This is a genomic window from Maridesulfovibrio frigidus DSM 17176, from assembly GCF_000711735.1.
Lineage (GTDB): Bacteria > Desulfobacterota > Desulfovibrionia > Desulfovibrionales > Desulfovibrionaceae > Maridesulfovibrio > Maridesulfovibrio frigidus.
This window is the reverse complement of the sequence record NZ_JONL01000002.1, coordinates 584,910-602,622: the sequence shown is the minus strand read 5'-3', so window position 1 is coordinate 602,622 and position 17,713 is coordinate 584,910. Positions and strand designations below refer to the sequence as shown.

26 protein-coding genes are annotated in these 17,713 nt (G+C 43.4%); 11 read left to right on the top strand and 15 right to left on the bottom strand.

Annotation, left to right across the window (positions count from 1 at the left end):
* The first annotated feature begins 52 nt into the window (after positions 1–52).
* The 6 genes from BR06_RS0107000 to BR06_RS0106980 all read left to right on the top strand — a co-directional run bounded on the left by BR06_RS0107000 (position 53) and on the right by BR06_RS0106980 (position 3,657).
* The gene (locus BR06_RS0107000; protein ID WP_051676952.1) at positions 53–547 is read left to right on the top strand and encodes a hypothetical protein; all 495 of its coding nucleotides are present in this window, start codon (positions 53–55) and stop codon (positions 545–547) included.
* A 116-nt stretch (positions 548–663) separates the two neighbouring features.
* The gene (locus BR06_RS0106995) at positions 664–1,368 is read left to right on the top strand and encodes a hypothetical protein (protein ID WP_031481660.1); all 705 of its coding nucleotides are present in this window, start codon (positions 664–666) and stop codon (positions 1,366–1,368) included.
* Positions 1,355–1,774, top strand: a complete 420-nt coding sequence (locus tag BR06_RS0106990; protein WP_031481658.1) for a hypothetical protein — start codon at positions 1,355–1,357, stop codon at positions 1,772–1,774. Before BR06_RS0106995 ends, BR06_RS0106990 begins: the two co-directional genes overlap by 14 nt.
* Before the next feature lie 26 nt (positions 1,775–1,800).
* On the top strand, positions 1,801–2,421 hold the full coding sequence (locus BR06_RS0106985) for an RHS repeat-associated core domain-containing protein (protein ID WP_031481656.1): 621 nt from the start codon (positions 1,801–1,803) through the stop codon (positions 2,419–2,421).
* A gap of 288 nt (positions 2,422–2,709) precedes the next feature.
* Positions 2,710–2,886 carry an RHS repeat-associated core domain-containing protein gene (locus tag BR06_RS20925; protein WP_156952681.1) on the top strand — a complete coding sequence of 59 codons (177 nt, stop codon included), beginning with the start codon at positions 2,710–2,712 and terminating at the stop codon, positions 2,884–2,886.
* 24 nt (positions 2,887–2,910) lie between these two features.
* Positions 2,911–3,657: a substrate-binding periplasmic protein gene (locus tag BR06_RS0106980; protein WP_051676951.1), complete on the top strand. Its 747-nt coding sequence runs from the start codon at positions 2,911–2,913 to the stop codon at positions 3,655–3,657.
* Between the two features lie 13 nt (positions 3,658–3,670).
* Here the strand turns inward: BR06_RS0106980 and BR06_RS0106975 are convergent, their stop codons facing one another.
* Positions 3,671–4,243, bottom strand: coding sequence for an OmpA family protein (locus BR06_RS0106975; protein ID WP_031481652.1), 573 nt, complete (start codon positions 4,241–4,243; stop codon positions 3,671–3,673).
* A 99-nt stretch (positions 4,244–4,342) separates the two neighbouring features.
* Positions 4,343–4,759, bottom strand: coding sequence for an alternative ribosome rescue aminoacyl-tRNA hydrolase ArfB (gene arfB / locus BR06_RS0106970; protein ID WP_031481650.1), 417 nt, complete (start codon positions 4,757–4,759; stop codon positions 4,343–4,345).
* A 108-nt stretch (positions 4,760–4,867) separates the two neighbouring features.
* Between arfB and BR06_RS0106965 the strand changes: the two genes are divergently transcribed.
* Together BR06_RS0106965 and BR06_RS0106960 are read left to right on the top strand one after the other, a co-directional pair.
* On the top strand, positions 4,868–5,227 hold the full coding sequence (locus tag BR06_RS0106965) for a NifB/NifX family molybdenum-iron cluster-binding protein (RefSeq protein WP_031481648.1): 360 nt from the start codon (positions 4,868–4,870) through the stop codon (positions 5,225–5,227).
* Between the two features lie 50 nt (positions 5,228–5,277).
* A complete protein-coding gene (locus BR06_RS0106960; RefSeq protein WP_031481646.1) occupies positions 5,278–5,760 on the top strand; it encodes a YchJ family protein in 483 nt (160 codons plus the stop codon).
* 115 nt (positions 5,761–5,875) lie between these two features.
* Here the strand turns inward: BR06_RS0106960 and BR06_RS0106955 are convergent, their stop codons facing one another.
* The 13 genes from BR06_RS0106955 to BR06_RS0106895 all read right to left on the bottom strand — a co-directional run bounded on the left by BR06_RS0106955 (position 5,876) and on the right by BR06_RS0106895 (position 14,453).
* Positions 5,876–6,460: a peptidylprolyl isomerase gene (locus tag BR06_RS0106955; protein WP_031481644.1), complete on the bottom strand. Its 585-nt coding sequence runs from the start codon at positions 6,458–6,460 to the stop codon at positions 5,876–5,878.
* A gap of 109 nt (positions 6,461–6,569) precedes the next feature.
* Positions 6,570–6,935, bottom strand: a complete 366-nt coding sequence (locus tag BR06_RS0106950) for an Hsp20/alpha crystallin family protein (RefSeq protein ID WP_031481642.1) — start codon at positions 6,933–6,935, stop codon at positions 6,570–6,572.
* A 9-nt stretch (positions 6,936–6,944) separates the two neighbouring features.
* On the bottom strand, positions 6,945–7,358 hold the full coding sequence (locus BR06_RS0106945) for an Hsp20/alpha crystallin family protein (RefSeq protein ID WP_031481640.1): 414 nt from the start codon (positions 7,356–7,358) through the stop codon (positions 6,945–6,947).
* Between the two features lie 157 nt (positions 7,359–7,515).
* A complete protein-coding gene (locus BR06_RS0106940; protein WP_031481638.1) occupies positions 7,516–8,025 on the bottom strand; it encodes a ferritin in 510 nt (169 codons plus the stop codon).
* A 42-nt stretch (positions 8,026–8,067) separates the two neighbouring features.
* Positions 8,068–9,081, bottom strand: a complete 1,014-nt coding sequence (cydB, locus tag BR06_RS0106935) for a cytochrome d ubiquinol oxidase subunit II (protein ID WP_031481636.1) — start codon at positions 9,079–9,081, stop codon at positions 8,068–8,070.
* Positions 9,082–9,117: 36 nt separating this feature from the next.
* Complete coding sequence (locus BR06_RS0106930; RefSeq protein WP_031481634.1) at positions 9,118–10,428, bottom strand: cytochrome ubiquinol oxidase subunit I; 1,311 nt, start codon at positions 10,426–10,428, stop codon at positions 9,118–9,120.
* A 22-nt stretch (positions 10,429–10,450) separates the two neighbouring features.
* Positions 10,451–11,155 (bottom strand): DVU0298 family protein, encoded by a 705-nt coding sequence (locus BR06_RS0106925; protein ID WP_031481632.1) that lies wholly within the window; start codon positions 11,153–11,155, stop codon positions 10,451–10,453.
* A 68-nt stretch (positions 11,156–11,223) separates the two neighbouring features.
* A complete protein-coding gene (locus BR06_RS0106920) occupies positions 11,224–12,426 on the bottom strand; it encodes an FprA family A-type flavoprotein (RefSeq protein ID WP_031481630.1) in 1,203 nt (400 codons plus the stop codon).
* A gap of 99 nt (positions 12,427–12,525) precedes the next feature.
* Positions 12,526–12,684: a rubredoxin gene (gene rd / locus BR06_RS20080; protein WP_084154047.1), complete on the bottom strand. Its 159-nt coding sequence runs from the start codon at positions 12,682–12,684 to the stop codon at positions 12,526–12,528.
* 29 nt (positions 12,685–12,713) lie between these two features.
* A complete protein-coding gene (locus tag BR06_RS0106910; RefSeq protein ID WP_031481628.1) occupies positions 12,714–12,893 on the bottom strand; it encodes a rubredoxin in 180 nt (59 codons plus the stop codon).
* 24 nt (positions 12,894–12,917) lie between these two features.
* Positions 12,918–13,301: a desulfoferrodoxin gene (locus BR06_RS0106905; protein ID WP_031481626.1), complete on the bottom strand. Its 384-nt coding sequence runs from the start codon at positions 13,299–13,301 to the stop codon at positions 12,918–12,920.
* A 26-nt stretch (positions 13,302–13,327) separates the two neighbouring features.
* Complete coding sequence (gene rbr, locus BR06_RS0106900; protein ID WP_031481624.1) at positions 13,328–13,903, bottom strand: rubrerythrin; 576 nt, start codon at positions 13,901–13,903, stop codon at positions 13,328–13,330.
* Between the two features lie 163 nt (positions 13,904–14,066).
* Positions 14,067–14,453 (bottom strand): Fur family transcriptional regulator, encoded by a 387-nt coding sequence (locus BR06_RS0106895; protein WP_031481622.1) that lies wholly within the window; start codon positions 14,451–14,453, stop codon positions 14,067–14,069.
* 235 nt (positions 14,454–14,688) lie between these two features.
* Between BR06_RS0106895 and BR06_RS0106890 the strand changes: the two genes are divergently transcribed.
* The 3 genes from BR06_RS0106890 to acs are packed head-to-tail and all read left to right on the top strand — an operon-like array spanning position 14,689 to position 17,595.
* Positions 14,689–15,555, top strand: a complete 867-nt coding sequence (locus BR06_RS0106890) for a LytR/AlgR family response regulator transcription factor (protein ID WP_031481620.1) — start codon at positions 14,689–14,691, stop codon at positions 15,553–15,555.
* Positions 15,555–15,725 carry a hypothetical protein gene (locus BR06_RS20305; RefSeq protein WP_211252467.1) on the top strand — a complete coding sequence of 57 codons (171 nt, stop codon included), beginning with the start codon at positions 15,555–15,557 and terminating at the stop codon, positions 15,723–15,725. Before BR06_RS0106890 ends, BR06_RS20305 begins: the two co-directional genes overlap by 1 nt.
* The gene (gene acs, locus BR06_RS0106880; protein WP_034602891.1) at positions 15,712–17,595 is read left to right on the top strand and encodes an acetate--CoA ligase; all 1,884 of its coding nucleotides are present in this window, start codon (positions 15,712–15,714) and stop codon (positions 17,593–17,595) included. Before BR06_RS20305 ends, acs begins: the two co-directional genes overlap by 14 nt.
* Positions 17,596–17,713 lie beyond the last annotated feature (118 nt).

Genomic DNA, 17,713 nt, shown 5'->3' with positions numbered 1-17,713 from the left:
TATTCATAATAAAATGAGGAGAGAGGAACTCTTTCCTCATTTATGAGGGAAAATGAAATATACCGTAATTTTTATAGTTATATTGTCCGTAATGTCGATGATTTACTCTACAAATTTTTTTCAAGCTAATTTTTTACCAGAGAAGTATTATAAGAGGATTTTTGAGGGCCAATTTGATGTTAGTAAAAAAGGCGAGTTAATCAAGATCCCTATCAAATATAAATATAAGACAGAGTACTCTTTGTTGCTTACAGTTCCTGACCGCGAGTCTATTGAATTTAACAACGAAAAGGGTGTCTTACATTATCAATTTATATCAAACGGAAGAGTTCTTAATGAAGGCGAGACCTTCTGTCCTGCGGGTGCGACTGGCTATGGTTCTTATCAAGACAACTTTATTTCAGCTGTAATACTTAATTTTAATCTACCATATCCAGAAGCGGACAAAGATTTAACTCTTGTATTGCAAGCTGTTAATCCTATGAGCTCTTTAGTTAAATACTCAGGTAAAATACGGTGTAGTATAAGGCCTGCTTCTATGAAATAGACTTGTCGTCATACTTTGCTAAACTATTATATTCGGCTCGTTTTAATTAAGCCGAGACGATCCTACCATCGGCAGATTCCTCACTCTAAGACCCGATCGGTTTAGCTGGCGGGGATGTGGATGTTTACGGTTATTGTTTGGATGACCCGATTAATTTTCATGATAGGACTGGCTTGGCGGGTCAAAGTCAGGAAACGAAGGATAAATTAGCAGAGACGGTGATTAACGAGCTTATTGCCACTAAGGCACCGAGCGTTACTGCCAACGAAGAATATAAGAAAGGGAATGTTGAGGGGAGTGGGATTCCGAAAAAAGGAAATCCCGCAGAACAAGAAAAGACACCCGTTGACAAGAAGATACCCGCAAAGACTCAAAACTCTTCTGAAGTTAAAGAGGAAAGCGGATACAAGAAGAACCCTAAAGCCGTTGTAGCTATTACCGCAGGTGCAATTGCTTTCCCGTTTATTGCAACTGCAGGAATACTTGGGGGACCTCCGGCGAGACGCGCCATAGCCGCTGGTGCGAAATGGGTTTTCAAAAATGGCAAAAAAGTTTTGCAAAATAGTGGCAAGGCTGTTGATAAAGTGAAAGAGAAAACTCTTGAAACGGCTGTTAAAGTTGAGAATAGTGTTGGAGTTAAAAATGCTGAAGACTTTGGTAGCGGACTGATTAATGGACTACCACCAACTGTAAGCCGTCCAGCCGTGGCTGCATCAATTTTGACTGGCGGAGCTCAAGATGCATCAGACGGAATTAAATCTATTATTAAAGATGTTAAGAAATTACCTAAAAAAGTGAAGAAAAAAAATGGGAAAAAATAAAACTCACGGCAATAAGGGTTTTACAATAGCAAAAAGGGCTGGAGTTATTGCCCTTGGCATCATTGGTATACTTATCACTGCACCATATTCTCCTAATAAAGATGTCCACATGAAAGGAGGTTCGGTTGGGATTACAGGCCGTTGGGGAATAGCTTCTTTTTGCATTATCATTATATTAATTGCAGTGCTTTACAAAAAGCCCAAACGTCAACAAAATATTAGCTTATACGAAACCACCATTTGCCCAGAGTGTGGGAAGGTTTACATTGTCGGAAGCGGCCCAACGGATGACATTTGTACCAAATGCACAGTTAAACTAGAGCCACTTGAAGGCTTCTACGATCGGCACCCCGAACAGAAAGAGGTCGAGGAAATACTCCCAAAAAAGATTGAAGATATCGAATAAGCATTTATAGCCCCGCACCCCCAAAAGTGCGGGGCTCACCATTTTCCGGCTATCGCGATTACGACCCCACCATCGGCAGATTCACCACACCCGACCCTATCGGTTTAGCTGGCGGGGATGTGGATGTTTATGGCTACTGTTTGGATGATCCAACTAACTTTCACGATCGCACAGGGTTGGCGGGCCAGAGTCAGGAATCGAAGGACGAATTAGCCGATACTGTGATTAACGAGCTTATTAGCACTAAGGCGCCGAGCGTTACTGCCAACGAAGAATATAAGAAAGGGAATGTTGAGGGGAGTGGGATTCCGAAGAGTGGGCAAGCGCCCAAAAGCACTAAGAGTGCAGGAGATGATCGGAGTGATGTCGATGCTTCAAAAGAAAAAATCGCTAACGACAAGCAAAATGCCGATAAAGAAGAAGTAAACTCCCCAAAAGCGGAAAAGTCTAAACTTACACTTAGGCAGCTTGGTATTGCGGCAGCTAAATGGGGGTTATCCGGTGCTGCAATTGGTGCTCCTGTCGGCATGCTCTATGAAGTGGGTTCAAAAGCCATTGCTGATACTCTGGGAATAGATGAAGAGACACAAGAATATTTACGCGAAGCCATGGGTAATATAATTTCAAAGAAGGAAAAACGTGACTAGCATTGTTATCTTAATTGTATACGGCTGTTTGTTAATTGCAGGCTTGATGCGCTTTAAAAAAAGCATTATTTGCCCAAGCTGTGGAGAATCATACCAGTACATACCCAACCAAGCTTTAGGTGGAACCCAGCTACTTTTATTTGTCGGCATAGTTGCAATTAGTTTTTTTGACGTGAAAGGTTCTATTTCGATAGTAGACTACATAATTTGTGGGTCTGGTCTTTTCTATCTTTGTAAGCAGGACAAACTTCGATGCCCGAAATGTCAGAAACTAAATAACGCAAGGTCATAACAATAGCCCCGCACCCAAATAGTGCGGGGCTTATTATTTTCGGATATCGCGATTACGACCCTGCCATCGGACGGTTTCTCACTCCAGACCCTATGGGCTATAATGGCGGAGCAAGCCCTTTTCCCTCCAATTTACCCTTGACCTTTACTATACAGGTAGATCATATAATATAGCTTATCACTATTGAGAGGGATTTAATGAAAAGTTATAAAATAGTAATTATACTGGCCTTGCTAATAACTCTACCATTTCCCGCATTGGCTCAGACTACGCAGATAACTCTGGCGACTCATAATTGGTGTCCCTATGGCTGTTATGATGAGAATGATGTCTTTGATGGCTGCGCGGTGCGAGTTGTGAAATATTCGTTAAAGCAGATGGGTGTGGAGCTAGACCTTATTGTTGTTCCTTGGCTCAGAGCTCAGCGCATGGCTAAAGACGGAAAAGTGGACGGATATTTTGCTGCATCTCAAAACCAAGAGCGAGACCGCAATGGAGTGCGATCGTCCTTAATCGCCGAGCAACGGTGGAATTGGTATATGCTTAGGGATAACAAGCTGGATCCAAGTGGAGCTGATTTTAAAGAGAACGCAACAGTAGCGGCATTCCGGGGCTCGAACATGCTTACGTGGCTGAAGGATAATGGTTATGACGTGACAGCGTCACCGCCAACAACTGAGCAGTTGCTTAATATGCTTCTACTTGGACGTTTCGATGCCATGCTTGCAAATGATATGGTCATGACAGATAAAATTATGAAACAAAATCTTCATGGTCGCTTTAAGGTCGTGACTCTTCTTAGCAAACCGCTAGGTGTATATTTTTCAAACGCGTTTTTAAAAAATAATCCCAATTTTTTAGACACATTCAATAAACATGTTGAAGAGTACATGAAAATTAATCCGCTTCCTTACGATTCCTTCGCCTGCCCGCTGCTCCAGTAAAACTAGTAAATAATTACCACTTAACAGTCGTATTTTTCTTAGGTGCTGGAATGCTGACGCTCTTTGAACCTGTCGTATTTACGACTTCAACTCGTCTGTTGGTAGCTCTTCCTTTGCTTGTGTCGTTAGAAACAACCGGTTCATCCTCGCCCGCGCCTTCAACTGTTATTCTTTTCGGATCAATTTTAAACTTACTGACTAAATATTTGCGTACGGACTCGGCTCTTTTGAGACTTAGTGATCTATTGTATTTTTTATCGCCATCAGAGTCGGTGTGACCTTTTAAAAGAACAGACATATCTATGCCGCGCTTTGAGGTCATTGCTGAACCTAGAGCATTTGCAATGGGCAGAGCTTCTCTTCTTATTTTTGCAGAATTTATATCGAATTCAATTTTCAGATAAACCCTTCCGCTCATGCCGGCAGTGCCCGTTAATCCGTATAAATCCCCCGCAGAATCTCCTGGTCCAAGAAGCATTTCAAGGATTTGGTCTGAATTGTTGGCGAATCCGCCTTCCTGAGCATGAAGCACAGAGCCCATCAGTAAAAGCATAAAACAGAAAAGGGTGCAGAGAGCAGATTTCATGTTTCCTCCGATTCGAATATGAATAATTATCTTCTAAATAACTCAGGAGTTGGTTCTGTGCAATATTTTAGATGAATAATCTATGGGCTTATTTCTAGGTTAATAATCTGGTTTAGAACGGCTCTTTTTGGTTTCAGCACGTTTGTTCTTATTGTTTAGACGTTTACGTTTTGTGGAATATGGCACCTTGGTTTTACGCCTGCTTATGATCGGCTTCAGCCCATTTGCCATGATAGTTTTGAATCGTTCTATAGCTTCTTCTTTGTTGCGAAACTGGCTGCGATGATCCTCACAAGAGAGGTGCAACTCGCCTTTGCTATTGATTCTACTGGAAATTCTGGCAAGAATTCTTGCTTTTTGATGTTCGCTTAAGGTTGGGGACTCTTGCAGATTAAAAATAAGAGTCACTCGTGATGAGGTCTTATTCGCGTGCTGTCCGCCCGGGCCTGAGCTGCGGCTAGTAATAAAATTTATTTCACTGTCAGGTATGGACAATGTGGGTGTGATAGTTATCATAGTTTCGGCGGATTGTTCTGTTTAATAATTTGAGCACGTAACTTTTCATATACAAGTTTAATGCATGGGTCTGTATTATTCTTACCTTTTTTTCCAGGAGACACAACTATGATAATTGCACTTCCATCCAGAGATGGTCAGGTAGACGGACATTTCGGTCATTGTGAAGCTTTCACACTTTTCACCTTAGACGATGATAAAAACATTATTGGTGAAGAAACTATTACTCCTCCTCCAGGATGTGGATGTAAGTCCAACATTGTTCCCACTCTCGCTGAGAAGGGTGTAACAGTTCTACTTGCAGGAAATATGGGGCAGGGAGCTGTTAATCTCTTGCAGGCCAGCAATATAAACGTTATCCGCGGTTGTGGCGGAGATTTGAAACAGGCCGTTGCACAGTGGGCACAGGGTAACCTTGCTGACTCTGCTGTTGTTTGTGATGATCATGAGTCCTGCGGCGAACACTAAGCCGTTCATATAAACTTTCTATGGGTTGATTAAACGATTGGAGTAATAACATGAGTGATTGTCCTTGCGGTTCCGGAATTGTCTATGCCGAGTGTTGCGAACCATACATTACAGGAAAAGAGCCTGCACCAACTGCTGAAGCATTGATGCGCTCCCGTTACACAGCTTTTGCTGTGAAAAGTGTAGATTATCTCGGAGATACTCTGGCGCCGGAAAGCAAGCACGATTATGAGCCTGAGCAGGTAAAAGAGTGGGCGAATTCATCCACTTGGCTTGGACTTGAGATTGTTTCTACTGTCGATGGACAGCCTGAAGATACTGACGGAAAAGTTGAATTTATCGCAACTTTCGAGCAGGGCGGCGTAACTCACAAGCATCACGAAGACAGCAAGTTTGAAAAACGAGATGGTGTCTGGTTTTACATTGATGGTGACATGGTTGCCCCACAGCCTATCAAGAAAGACAAAAAGATTGGCCGCAATGAGCCTTGCCCATGCGGAAGCGGTAAGAAATACAAAAAATGCTGCGCATAACGTTCTCAGCATCGTAAAGATTGCGGACTTTATTTGTTATCAAAAAAGCCCCGGTAGATTAATCTACCGGGGCTTTTTCTGTGTCATTTATAGACTGGAACTAATTGCTGTATTTCTACTGCTTAATTTCTACCGCTTTAATTATGACTACGGGCTTAACCGGAACATCACTGAAACCACCTTTGCGGTAAGTGATGGACTTTTCAATTTTGTCTACGACTTTCTTGCCGCCGAGAACCTTACCGAAAACAGCGTATCCCCAACCAGATCCGCTTTCGGATTTGAAGTTTAGGGCGCCGTTGTCAGCTGTATTGATAAAGAACTGATCTGTCGCGGAGTGAGGATCGCCTGTACGGGCCATAGCGATGGTGTACTCGTCATTGTAAAGGCCGTTGCGGGCTTCATTCTGGATAGGCCCGCGCGATTGTTTACGCTTCATGTTTTTGTCCATGTTTCCGCCCTGAATCATGAAACCGCTAATAACTCTATGAAAGATAGTTCCATCGTAATGGCCTTCATTCACATATTTAAGGAAGTTATCAACAGACTGCGGAGCTTTGTCTTTATCAAGCTCAAGGATAATCGTTCCTAAGCTGGTATCCATCTTTACGATGGCTTTAGTACCGGCATTAGCGACTGCTCCGAATGAGAGAGCTACACAAAAAAGGGACACAACTAATAATATTTTAAATGCTTTCATTTCAGACATACCTCCATATGGTTTATTGCCATTTATCAGAAACAGAAAAGACGATCAAATAAAGAACTGCTAATTTTCAAATTAATCTCAGTAGCCAGCTTGGAACCGCTTAATCTGTATGCGAAACCTTGATTTTGCGTGGTTTTGTTGCATTCTTTCTGGGTAGGAATAATTCGAGCACCCCATTTTTGAGATTAGCTCTGATATTGTCTGGATCTACAACAACCGCAAGGTTAAATCTTCTACGATAATCGCCACTTCCAAACTCTTGTTGAATAAAAATTTCGCCATCCACAGCCTGTTTAGTTGCCTTCGCTGCGATGACTAGAACATTCTCTTCAACATCAATATTGAGGTCTTCCTTTTTTACACCGGGAAGATCCATATACATGTAAAATCCATTTTCAGTTTCAACTATATCTGTAGCAGGATCTATTTCATCCATATCTTTGTTAGTTCTAGTTTCTTCTATCATACTAAATCCTTACTCTATTTCAACTGCGACTTTCTTGGGCGCAGTCGAGCTGACTTTAGGTAGTGTCATCAGTAGCACGCCATCCTTAATGGTGGCGGATGCTTTATCCACATCAATACTAGTATGGATGGCGACAATCCTTTGGAATATGCCGGAAATACGCTCCTGCCGGAAATATCGACCTTCAGGCAACTTCCGTTCGCCTTTGATCACGATATCTTTTGGAGTGATGGAAATATCAAGATCGTCAATATCTATGCCCGGCATTTCTGCATGGACATATATATTTGTATTGTCTTCACCAATATTTACTGGTGGGTATGCCTCTTTCCTGCGTTTGTAATGTTGCGGATTAAAAACTCCGTTAAACATCTTATCAAATTCGTACGGTAAATTTGAAATTGAGCCGAAATCTATAACCATAAGCCACCTCCAGATTCGTTGGGATCAGCTAAAAAGGTACGCAATAAAAATACATTGTCAATAAAGGGAGTGGTGAAAGGCGATAAAACAAAAAAATCCCCCTGAACCACTAAGATTCAGGGGGATTTAATATCAAGTGATCTGCTAAGAACTGTGCTTATTCACCTGCAGGAGCAGTGAAAACGCGAGTAGCAAGATCCTTATCAAGCATGAACATTCCGTTACCTTCCGCACCGGCAAGTTTGAGCTTGTCCAGAATTGCGTTAACGTTATCTTCTTCTTCAACCTGCTCAGTTACGAACCACTGCAGGAAGATGTTTGATGCGTGATCTCTTTCATCAATAGCGAGATCAACAAGGCCATTGATGAGCGCTGTTACTTTCTTTTCGTGCTCAAGAACAGCTTCAACAGCTTCAAGTGGGCTAGCCCAATCCTGCTGTGGTGCTTCAATAGCTGTTAGCAAAACTTTTCCGCCGCGTTCGTTGATGTAATCGTAGAATTTCATAGCGTGGAACTGTTCTTCTTTGGCCTGTACTCTCATCCAGTTTGCAAAGCCGCTAAGCCCAGTGTCGCTAAAGTAAGCAGACATGGAAAGGTATAGGTATGCTGAGTACATTTCAGCATTCAGGTGTTCGTTAAGAGCTTTTTCAAGAACTTTATTAGACATTATATTTAAATCTCCGATCTATGTTTAAAGTTAAATTACTTTTTAGTAACCGATATCTTCATCAGTAATCTTGGTTGCAAATAGCTTATGCATCCAGAACTGGTACGCAATAACAACAGGAACCATTGTGAGAGCTACTGTCAACATGATTTTAAGCGTCATCTGACTGGAAGCAGCATTGTGGATGGTAATGGAGAAAGCCGGATTGATGCTTGAAGGCAGCAGTGCCGGAAATAGTCCGATTATGCCAAACATGGTTGTGGAGAAGATAAGAGCTGCAGAGCATGTCCACGCCAACCACCATTTCTGTGCTGATATGTATGTTCTGATCATCACGATTGCAAAAATCGGTATGAGCAGGATCAACAGAAGAGCTGGGTGAGTCAGGTAGTTGCTGAGGAGCTTAGTGTAGATGCTGGTGAGAGCTAGGAAACTCGCATACACAGCAACCAATAGAGGCCATATTGTCGCAGCAAGGTTACCGGCACGAGCATTAAGGTCTCCTGTAGTGCGGACAGCCAGCCACAAACATCCGTGCATTGCGAACAGCAATACGAAAAGAATTCCGCCTGCAAGACCATAAGTGTTCAACAGAGTCAGCAAGCCGCCCTGAAAAACACCTTCAGCATTGATTGGAATGCCTTGGAAAATGTTGGCAAAAGCAACACCAAGAAGAAGTCCCGGAAGTGTACTGCCGACGACCATAGCGCCGTCCCAGAATTTACGTGACCAGTCGCTTTCAACCAGTCCTCTGAATTCGAATGCTACGCCGCGAACAATAAGCGCCATAAGCAGAAGCATCAGGGCTGTGTAAAGTCCGCTGAACATAACAGCATAAGCTGTTGGGAAAGCCGCGAAGGTAACTCCGCCGGCTGTGACGAGCCATACTTCATTACCATCCCAGAAGGGACCCATTGAATTGTAAATTGTCTTTTTATCTTTTTCGCTTTTGGCGAGAAAAGGCATCACTGACCCTAGTCCCAGATCATACCCATCGAGCATGAAATAGACGGCCCAGAGTATTCCCCATAGTAAGAACCATATTGTTTCCAGCATGTTTATCTCCTTGACTTATCGAGTTTGTTAAAGCTCTTAAGCCTTCTTAGGTTCAGGACCTTTGCGTGCAAATTTGGTCAGCAGGAATAGCTCACAGCAACCAAGCATAGTGTAGAGCAAGGTTAGGCCGATGAGCGAGAATGCGACCTGACTTGTCACGATGGGAGAAACCGCATCGCTGGTCTTCATCATTCCATATACGATCCACGGCTGCCTGCCGACCTCCGTAACAGCCCAACCTGCCCATATGGCAATGTAGGGAAGCGGGATGGCGTAAAGCATGACGCGAAGTAACAGTCTGTTTTCAACCAGATTGTCTCTTTTTTTCCATGCCCATATACAAAGGATAGGGAAGAGCGTGCCTAATCCGACCATTGCGCGGAAGGCGAGGAAAGTAACCATGACTGGTGGACGATCTTCTTTAGGCCATTCTTTGAGTCCTTTAACAGGAGCATCGAAGGAGCCGAAAGCCAAGAAGCTAAGTCCACCGGGGATTCCGAACATTTCAACTGAGTTTTTTTCGTTTTTTTCATCAGGTATTGAGAGAAGGTACATAGGCGCACTATCTGTGGTTTCCCAGAGAGCTTCCATTGCGGCAAGCTTTTCAGGCTGCTTTTCAGCTACCATCTGTGCGTGTCCGTGACCATGCATGGCAACTGCCAGAGAGAAAATGAAAGCACAGACCATGCCCATTTTGAAGGACTTGGTGAAGAATTCAACTTCGTTCTTGCGAAGAAGATGGTAAGCACTGATTCCCATAAGGAAGAATCCGGCAACAATGAATGCTGCGAATCCGTTATGAAGGAACTGTGACCATCCGAACGGGTTAGAAAGTACTGTGGCGAAATCATCAAGTTCTGCGCGTCCGTTACGGATTACATAACCAACTGGATTCTGCATCCAGCCGTTGGCAAGAATGATCCAAATCGCTGAAATATTTGATGCAATTGCAACAATCCATATACAGGCACAATGCATTTTCGCGGAAAGTTTTTTCCAGCCAAAAATCCATGCCGCAATAAATGTTGATTCCATAAAAAAGGCCACTGTAGCTTCAATAGCGAGCAGTGAACCGAATATATCACCAACATACATCGAGTACCGGGACCAGTTGGTTCCGAACTGAAATTCAAGGGTTAACCCGGTTACGATCCCGAGCACGAAGTTGATAACAAACAGTTTTCCCCAGAATTTAGTCATTCTGAGATAAATTTCTTTTCCGGTGCGCACATAGTAGGTTTCCATGATGGCGACCATCACGGAAAGTCCTAGAGTGAGGGGCACGAAAATGAAGTGGAACATAGTTGCCATGGCAAATTGAAGCCTTGACAGCATTACAACATCCATCATTCCTCTCCTTGTTCTAGATTTACAATAATTCCCCGGAAATTTTCCCGAGGGCCTCCTGCGCCAATTGTCCAACTGTCACGGATTGCAGCAGTCGGTCCTTGTAAATATCAATAGTAGAGTCGTTGGTTGTGAGAGCTTTAAGTGGCCCAGCAGCACGTTCCGCCTTAAGTCCCCCAAGAGCCCAGCAACCAATACCAATAAGCACTTGGTCACTACTATTAAGAAATTTGATCAGATCATCGGTCGCGGGTTCAACAATATCAGGTCTGTCCTGAGCCAACCTGGCAACGCCCCATATAGCTCCGCGAAGTAGCAACGTGAATTCTAGATAATTTTCAGGCCTGCCTTCTTCTTCATGTATGTAACTGAGAAGAATCCTTCCATATTCATTAGCCAAAACTTTGTTTGAAGCTGTGATTTCGCCCATTGCTTCAGGTACGCCCCATCCGCATCCACCCGATTCTTCGTTAAGCATCCACATTATTCTGCGCATGACGATTCTAGCTTTGGACGCATCTTCTTGAAACAAGCGATTCATCACCTGTCCAAAAGAGGATATTCCGTGCCAGCGCACAATTATTGAAGGAGCACAAAGAGATGAGAAAAGAGGGGCGATGAGAGTCTGCATAGGATGAATTTCCATGAGATCAGAAAATTTCTGCTCCCAGTCTTCATCAGCAAAGGCCGTCATGACTGCTTTTTTTATCTGCCGTCCAACTGCCATGATGTTAATTCTCCTTGTTAAATAATCCCCGGGCAAAACAAGCGTTTCACCCGGTGATTATAGAATTACTATGCGTTCTTAGCTTTAACAGCTTTCGCAATTTCGCGTCCTAGTTCATAACATTCCTCGAAGGATTTATGATTAGGGCGGTTTTTAACTTTAATATTTGGATCCATGATTTCCATGTTCATTGTTTCGAGCCAGCCTCTGAGAATCTTAACGCATTCTCCGGACCAACCGAATGAACCGAAACAAGCACCGATTTTGTTCTGAGGTCTCAAACCTTTCATGTAAGTCAGAACATCAGCCATGCCTGGAAGGATGCCGTTGTTATGAGTAGGGGAGCCAAGAATGACTGCGCCTGCATCAAAAACTTCGGACATGATATCACTGTGGTGGTTCGCTTTGACATTCATCATTCTAACACTGACACCTTCGTCTGCGATACCGGAAGCAATGGCATTTGCCATCTTTTCTGTGGATTTCCACATGGTATCGTATACGATGACAGCTTTGTTGGTAGTCTTCTGAGCTGCATAGTCTGCGTATTTGCCAAGAGCAAATCCAACATCTTCACCTCTGAACATAAGGCCATGGTCAGGGCAGAGCATGTCAATATCAAGGTTCAGCTCGCCAAAGAATTCAAGAGTTTTAATAACTTTTGCAGAGTATGGGTTGACGATATTAGCATAGTACTGAGCCATGAGGTCAGATACTTTTTCTTTGCTTACTTCATCTACAAAGCGTTCGCTGGTTGCCCAGTTCTGTCCGAAAGCATCACTTGAAACAAGCATTTTAGCTTCTGGAATGAAAGTGAACATGTTGTCAGGCCAGTGCAGCATTTTAGTTTCGTAAAAACGGAGAGTGTTCTTTCCGATGGAAATTTCGTCCCCGGAGTTAGCAACAACTATAGGCCAGTCTTCGCAATCAAAGAAAGTCTTCAGAGCTTTCGCGCCCATAGGTGAAATGAAAATTTTCTCAGGTTTGCAAAGCTCGACCATACGGGCAAGACATCCTGAATGATCCGGCTCGAGGTGGTTGACAACAATATAGTCAATTTTTTCAAGTTCGGTCACGTTGGCGACAGAGCAAAGAAACTGGCTTTCAAATGCAGCCGGTACTGTATCAATAAGGACTTTCTTTTCATCATCAATAACAAAGGCATTGTATGTTGTGCCTTTTGAGGAAAGAGCATAGCCATGAAAATTACGGCAATTCCAGTCAACGGCTCCTACCCAATGTATTCCATCTTTAATTTCAACAGGTCTCACGTTAAATCCCTACTACTTTAGATGTTTAAGGTAGAAAGCCGGGGTAAACCCCGGCTTTCTGAATGAATATAATGATATGACTAAAAGAATCTAAGGGGTCTAAGATTCAGCTTCGAAATCGTCTTTGCCCGCTCCGCAGACAGGACATTCCCAATCAGCAGGAATATCTTTGAATTCAGTTCCTGGAGCAATGCCGCCATCTGGATCGCCTTCAGCAGGATCGTAAACCCATCCACAAATATTACATACGTATTTCATTTTAATATCTCCGTAAAAATAGTTATTAACTAGCCTAAAGCTTTGAATGATTTTTTAGTAGCACCACAAATTGGGCATTTCCAATCTTCTGAAAGATCTTTAAACTGTATCCCTTTTTCAATTTTGCCTTTTCTATCACCTTTCTCAGGGTTGTAGATAAAGCCACAATTGCTAACTTGACACTGGTACATTTCGCTTGGTTCAGCCATTTTGATGTCCTTCTTTTGAAAAGTTTAAGCTTTCCAGAGACCGTGTAAGTTACAGTATGCACGAGCAGTAACTGGCTCTGTTCCGAATTTGCAGCCGCAGAAATCTGCTTCAGGGGCTTCGCCTGGATTTAGTTTTTTCAGGTAACGATCGTTACCTGAAGCAAGTTCAATCCATTCTATGTAATGTTTCTCGTCCATTGGATGAGCAACTGCGCCAACTTTAACTTTGTATCCGCCTTCGATTGTTTCAATGACAGGAACATGTTTTTCTTTAGCAGCATCAACGGTATTTTCGGTCATGAGTTTCATGTCTGTTCCACAGCAAGCAAGGTTGCCGGGGCCAGCATGCATAACCATAGTGATATTGCCGCAAGCGTCGCATTTATATACTTCAAATAATTCAGCCATTTTAGTCTCCATTGCAGGGGTTAAATTTAGTAATTTTCACAAACGAGCTGGAAGTGAGCCTGAGGGTGAGCACAAGCTGGACACTGTTTTAGAGCCTGTTTCCCTTCACTTGTATATCCACAGTTCTGACACTGCCATACCACACAAGTGTCTTTTTCGAAAACTTTACCGTCTTCTATGTTTTTAGCAAGAGCAACATAACGTTTTTCGTGGAATTCTTCTGCAATAGCGATTGCTTTGAAAACTGCAGCGATGGTGGTGAAGCCTTCTTCTTCAGCTATTTTTGCAAAAGACGGGTACATGTGTTCCCATTCTTCTTTTTCTCCGGCAGCAGAAGCCATGAGGTTTTCAGCAGTTGTACCGACGACACCTGCAGGAAAAGAAGCTGTTACTTCTACATCTCCGCCTTCAAGGAGTTTAAAGAGACGTTTTGCGTGCTCTTTTTCCTGATTGGCGGTTTCTTCAAAAATTTTGGAGATCTGAACAAAGCCTTCTTTTTTGGCTTGAGAAGCGAAGTATGTGTAGCGATTGCGGGCCTGAGATTCCCCAGCAAATGCAGTAAGTATATTGGTTTCGGTACGTGACCCTTTTAATCCAGCCATGATTGTTTTCTCCTTAAATATATTATTTTGAGTATAGTGGTACTAGACTGCACTACTCATTGAAGTATCAGCTTATAACGTCGCTGTCAGTTTATTTTTTAGATTTCTATATTGTTACTTCGCCATCAATTCATATTGAAAATGGACCTTCTTAAATGATCTTTTAGCAACAGGTTTTGCAGTTCGGGCAGATGCCGTAGTACTCAATTGTACATCCTGTAATTTCATAACCATTGGCTTCAAGTTCACTTGGTATCGGCAGACTTACATCAAACATGATGTCATCAACCTTTCCGCACTCGATACATCTTAGATGTGGGTGAGGTATGGCGTTACCATCAAACCTGTTCTTTCCCCCAGAATCTATCTTTAATATGATTCCAGAGGAAGCCATCAAGTCAAGGTTTCTGTACACTGTTCCCAAGCTTATGTTTGTTAACCGTTTCCTGACAATCTCATAAAGCTCGTCTGCTGTTGGATGGCAGGTTAGTGCTTTAAGTTCCTCAAGAATAAGTTCCCTTTGTTTTGATCTTCTTTGTCCTATTTTCATAATGACCTCTGGAGAAATTAATAGTAATCATTCTTGTTAAAGTCAAGCGGATAATCTCTCAAATGATTCGGTTTTTTATAAAAATGGTTATTAAAGGCCAAAGTTTTATGAATTAATATTTTGGTCATTAGTATTATAAATTTTGCCGTATTTTCATTGTCAGAGTTCTTGCAGTCATGAACGATTAAAGCTATCCCTAGAATAATTAGGTTAATTTGTTGTTGCGGAGATGATTTTGCCCAGTCTTAAGACATTAATCCTTCATCCTGACGCAGAGGTCAGATCTTTCATCCGGCAAAGCTTGCGCGGTGTTGGTGTTGTTCGGCTTTTGGGCGAAACGGTTATTGCCGATGAAGCCCTCGATATGCACAAGGAAGTTGGCTATGGCATAATTTTCGTGGCTCTAAATTTCCCAGAAGGGATGAGTGGGATTGAGTTTGCTCAGGCTCTTGGGTCCAGTAAGCATAAGCCCGGTTTGATCTTTATAGCCGAAGACGAGACGACAGCTTATCAGGCCTTCGAGCTTGGAGCTGTAGATTATCTAATTTGGCCTCCAGATGAAGAGCGCATGGCTAAGACTGTTGAACGTATTTTAAGATTTAAATCCCATTTCCGTGAAGTTCCTGAACCGTCTGATTGGAAAGAATCCGGTTCCGGTGTTGAGACTGGCGAAGAAACTTTGCAGCTGCCCCTCGAGGAAGATGAGCAGGATCGCTTTCTTGCCGCATTGAAACAAGCATGGGACTCTTCCCAAACCCGCCAGCCTGAAATTGAGAAACTACCCGTTAACCAAGACGGGCGTATGATGCTCATTCCTTATACTCAGATAATTTTCGTGGAGGCCTTCGAAGATTATTCTTATGTACATACCGCCACTCAGAAATTTTTGACCTCGCACAGACTTAAGGCTTTAGAAGAACGCCTAGAACCTCATAGGTTTTTTAGAGTACATCGTAAGTATCTGGTAAATTTAGAAATGGTTACCGAAATAGCTTCCCTTCCCGGTAGTAACTTTATGCTTAGGACCGCAGGACGCACCCGTATTGAGCTACCTATCAGCAGACGACGTATTGCGAAGCTGAAACAGATACTAGGGATGTAATGATGCCGTTCATCGAACTTCCTACGCCGTTTATCGAATATGGCATGCAAAGGTTCGTGGGTAGGCGTATCAGTGAAATTGGAAGAATGGTTTTAGGTTTTAATAAAATTGCGGCAGTTAAGGTTGATTTGGTCGTATCAATTAAGGGAGCAGCACATGGATCATCCTGAAGCAGTCGATAGTCTTCTACACGAAGAGCGGGTTTTTAGGCCCCTGCCGCAGATGATCATTGAGGCTGGCGTAAATCCGCAGGATTTACGGGCTGCTCGCGAACGAGCTGAGTCTAATCACACTGGTTACTGGGAAGAAGCAGCTGAAGAGTTAGACTGGTTCACCAAGTGGGATAGTGTACTTGATGAATCCGAAGCTCCTAACTACAAGTGGTTTACTGGCGCCAGATGTAACATTGTTTACAATGCTCTTGATCGTCATATCGAAACCGCTAATAAAAACCGCCTTGCTCTCATATGGGAAGGCGAGCCCGGCGATTCTCGCCAATTTACATATTATGAGCTTTACCGTGCGGTAAATAGGTTCGCGAACGGGCTACGTGCTCTTGGCGTTTCCAAGGGGGACCGTGTTGTCCTTTACATGCCGCAACTTCCCGAAACAGTTATTTCCATGCTTGCCTGCGCCAGAATTGGCGCGGTTCATTCTTTAGTCTTTTCCGGTTTTTCCGCAAAGTTGCTCCGCGAGCGTGTAAGAGAAATCCAGCCTCGTGTCGTGGTTACGGTCGATGGTTTCTATCGAAATGGACAAGTTGTCAGGCTGAAAGAAGAAGTAGATCGTGCTCTGCTTGAATCTCCTGCTGACTCTCTTGAGTCTGTTGTCGTCGTACACAGAGCCAATGTTGAAGTGGAAATGGATTCCGCAAGAGACTACTGGTATGAGGATATTGTCCGCCATGAGCGTTCTCATGCTGCATCTGAAGTCATGGATGCAAATGATCCGCTTTTTATTCTGCATACGTCAGGGACGGCTGGGAAGCCTAAGGGTATAATCCATTGTCACGGCGGCTATATGGTCGGTGTGCACAGGACTTTTAAGTGGGTGTTTGATCTTAAACCCACAGATATTTTTTGGTGTTCCGCTGATCCGGGCTGGATAACAGGTCACAGTTATCTCGTTTACGGGCCGCTTCTAGCGGGCACAACGACTGTAATGTACGAAGGGCATACCCTTTATCCGCAAGCCGACAGAATGTGGAACATTATTTCCAAGTACGGCGTTACAATTTTCTATACTTCGCCCACTCAGATTCGCACACTGATGCGTTTCGGGCACAGTTATCCTGATCAGCATGATCTTTCCACGCTCAGAATTCTGGGCGCGGTAGGTGAGCCGTTTAATCCTGAAGCGTGGATCTGGCTTTACGAAAACATTGGTAAAAGCCAATGCCCGGTTCTTGATACATGGTGGCAGACCGAAACCGGTATGATCATGATCAGCCCTATGCCTGTGTCCGTGCTCAAGCCCGGTTCGGTTACTAGAGCTTTGCCAGGCATTGACGCCGACATCGTGAATCTCGAAGGTAAGTCGGTTCCAGCAGGTAAGGGCGGATTTCTTGTAATCAAGAAACCATGGCCCGCAATGTTTACCGCTGTATTGAATGATGATCGCGCACTTGCCGACCATTATTGGGGAATTATACCGGGAATGTTCTATGCGGGAGATGTCGCGCGCAGGGATGAAGACGGTTACTTCTGGATTCAGGGCCGCGCTGATGATGTGCTCAGTATTTCAGGACACCGCATTGGCTCCGCAGAAGTGGAAAGCGCGCTGACAAGTCACCCTGATGTTGCCGAAGCTGTTGTCGTCGGGGTGCCGGACAAGATCAAGGGAGAAGTTGCTAAGGCTTTCGTTACCTTGATTTATGACGCAATGGAATCCGATGATTTACACAAGGAATTGATAGATCACATTCACAGTGAGCTTGGGCCTATTGTCGTAATTAAAAGCATTGAATTCCGAGATGAGCTTCCCAAGACGTCGAGTGGCAAAATAAAGCGCATGTCTTTGAAAGACGGGCGTGATTATTAAGTTTTTTCAATATCTTAAAGTTGTCATTTCAATTTCTTTATTGGTCACTTTTCCCACTGTTTTTTCTATATATAAATATTGCCAATGAGCCTTTACCCTTCATAAGTTACCGCCATAT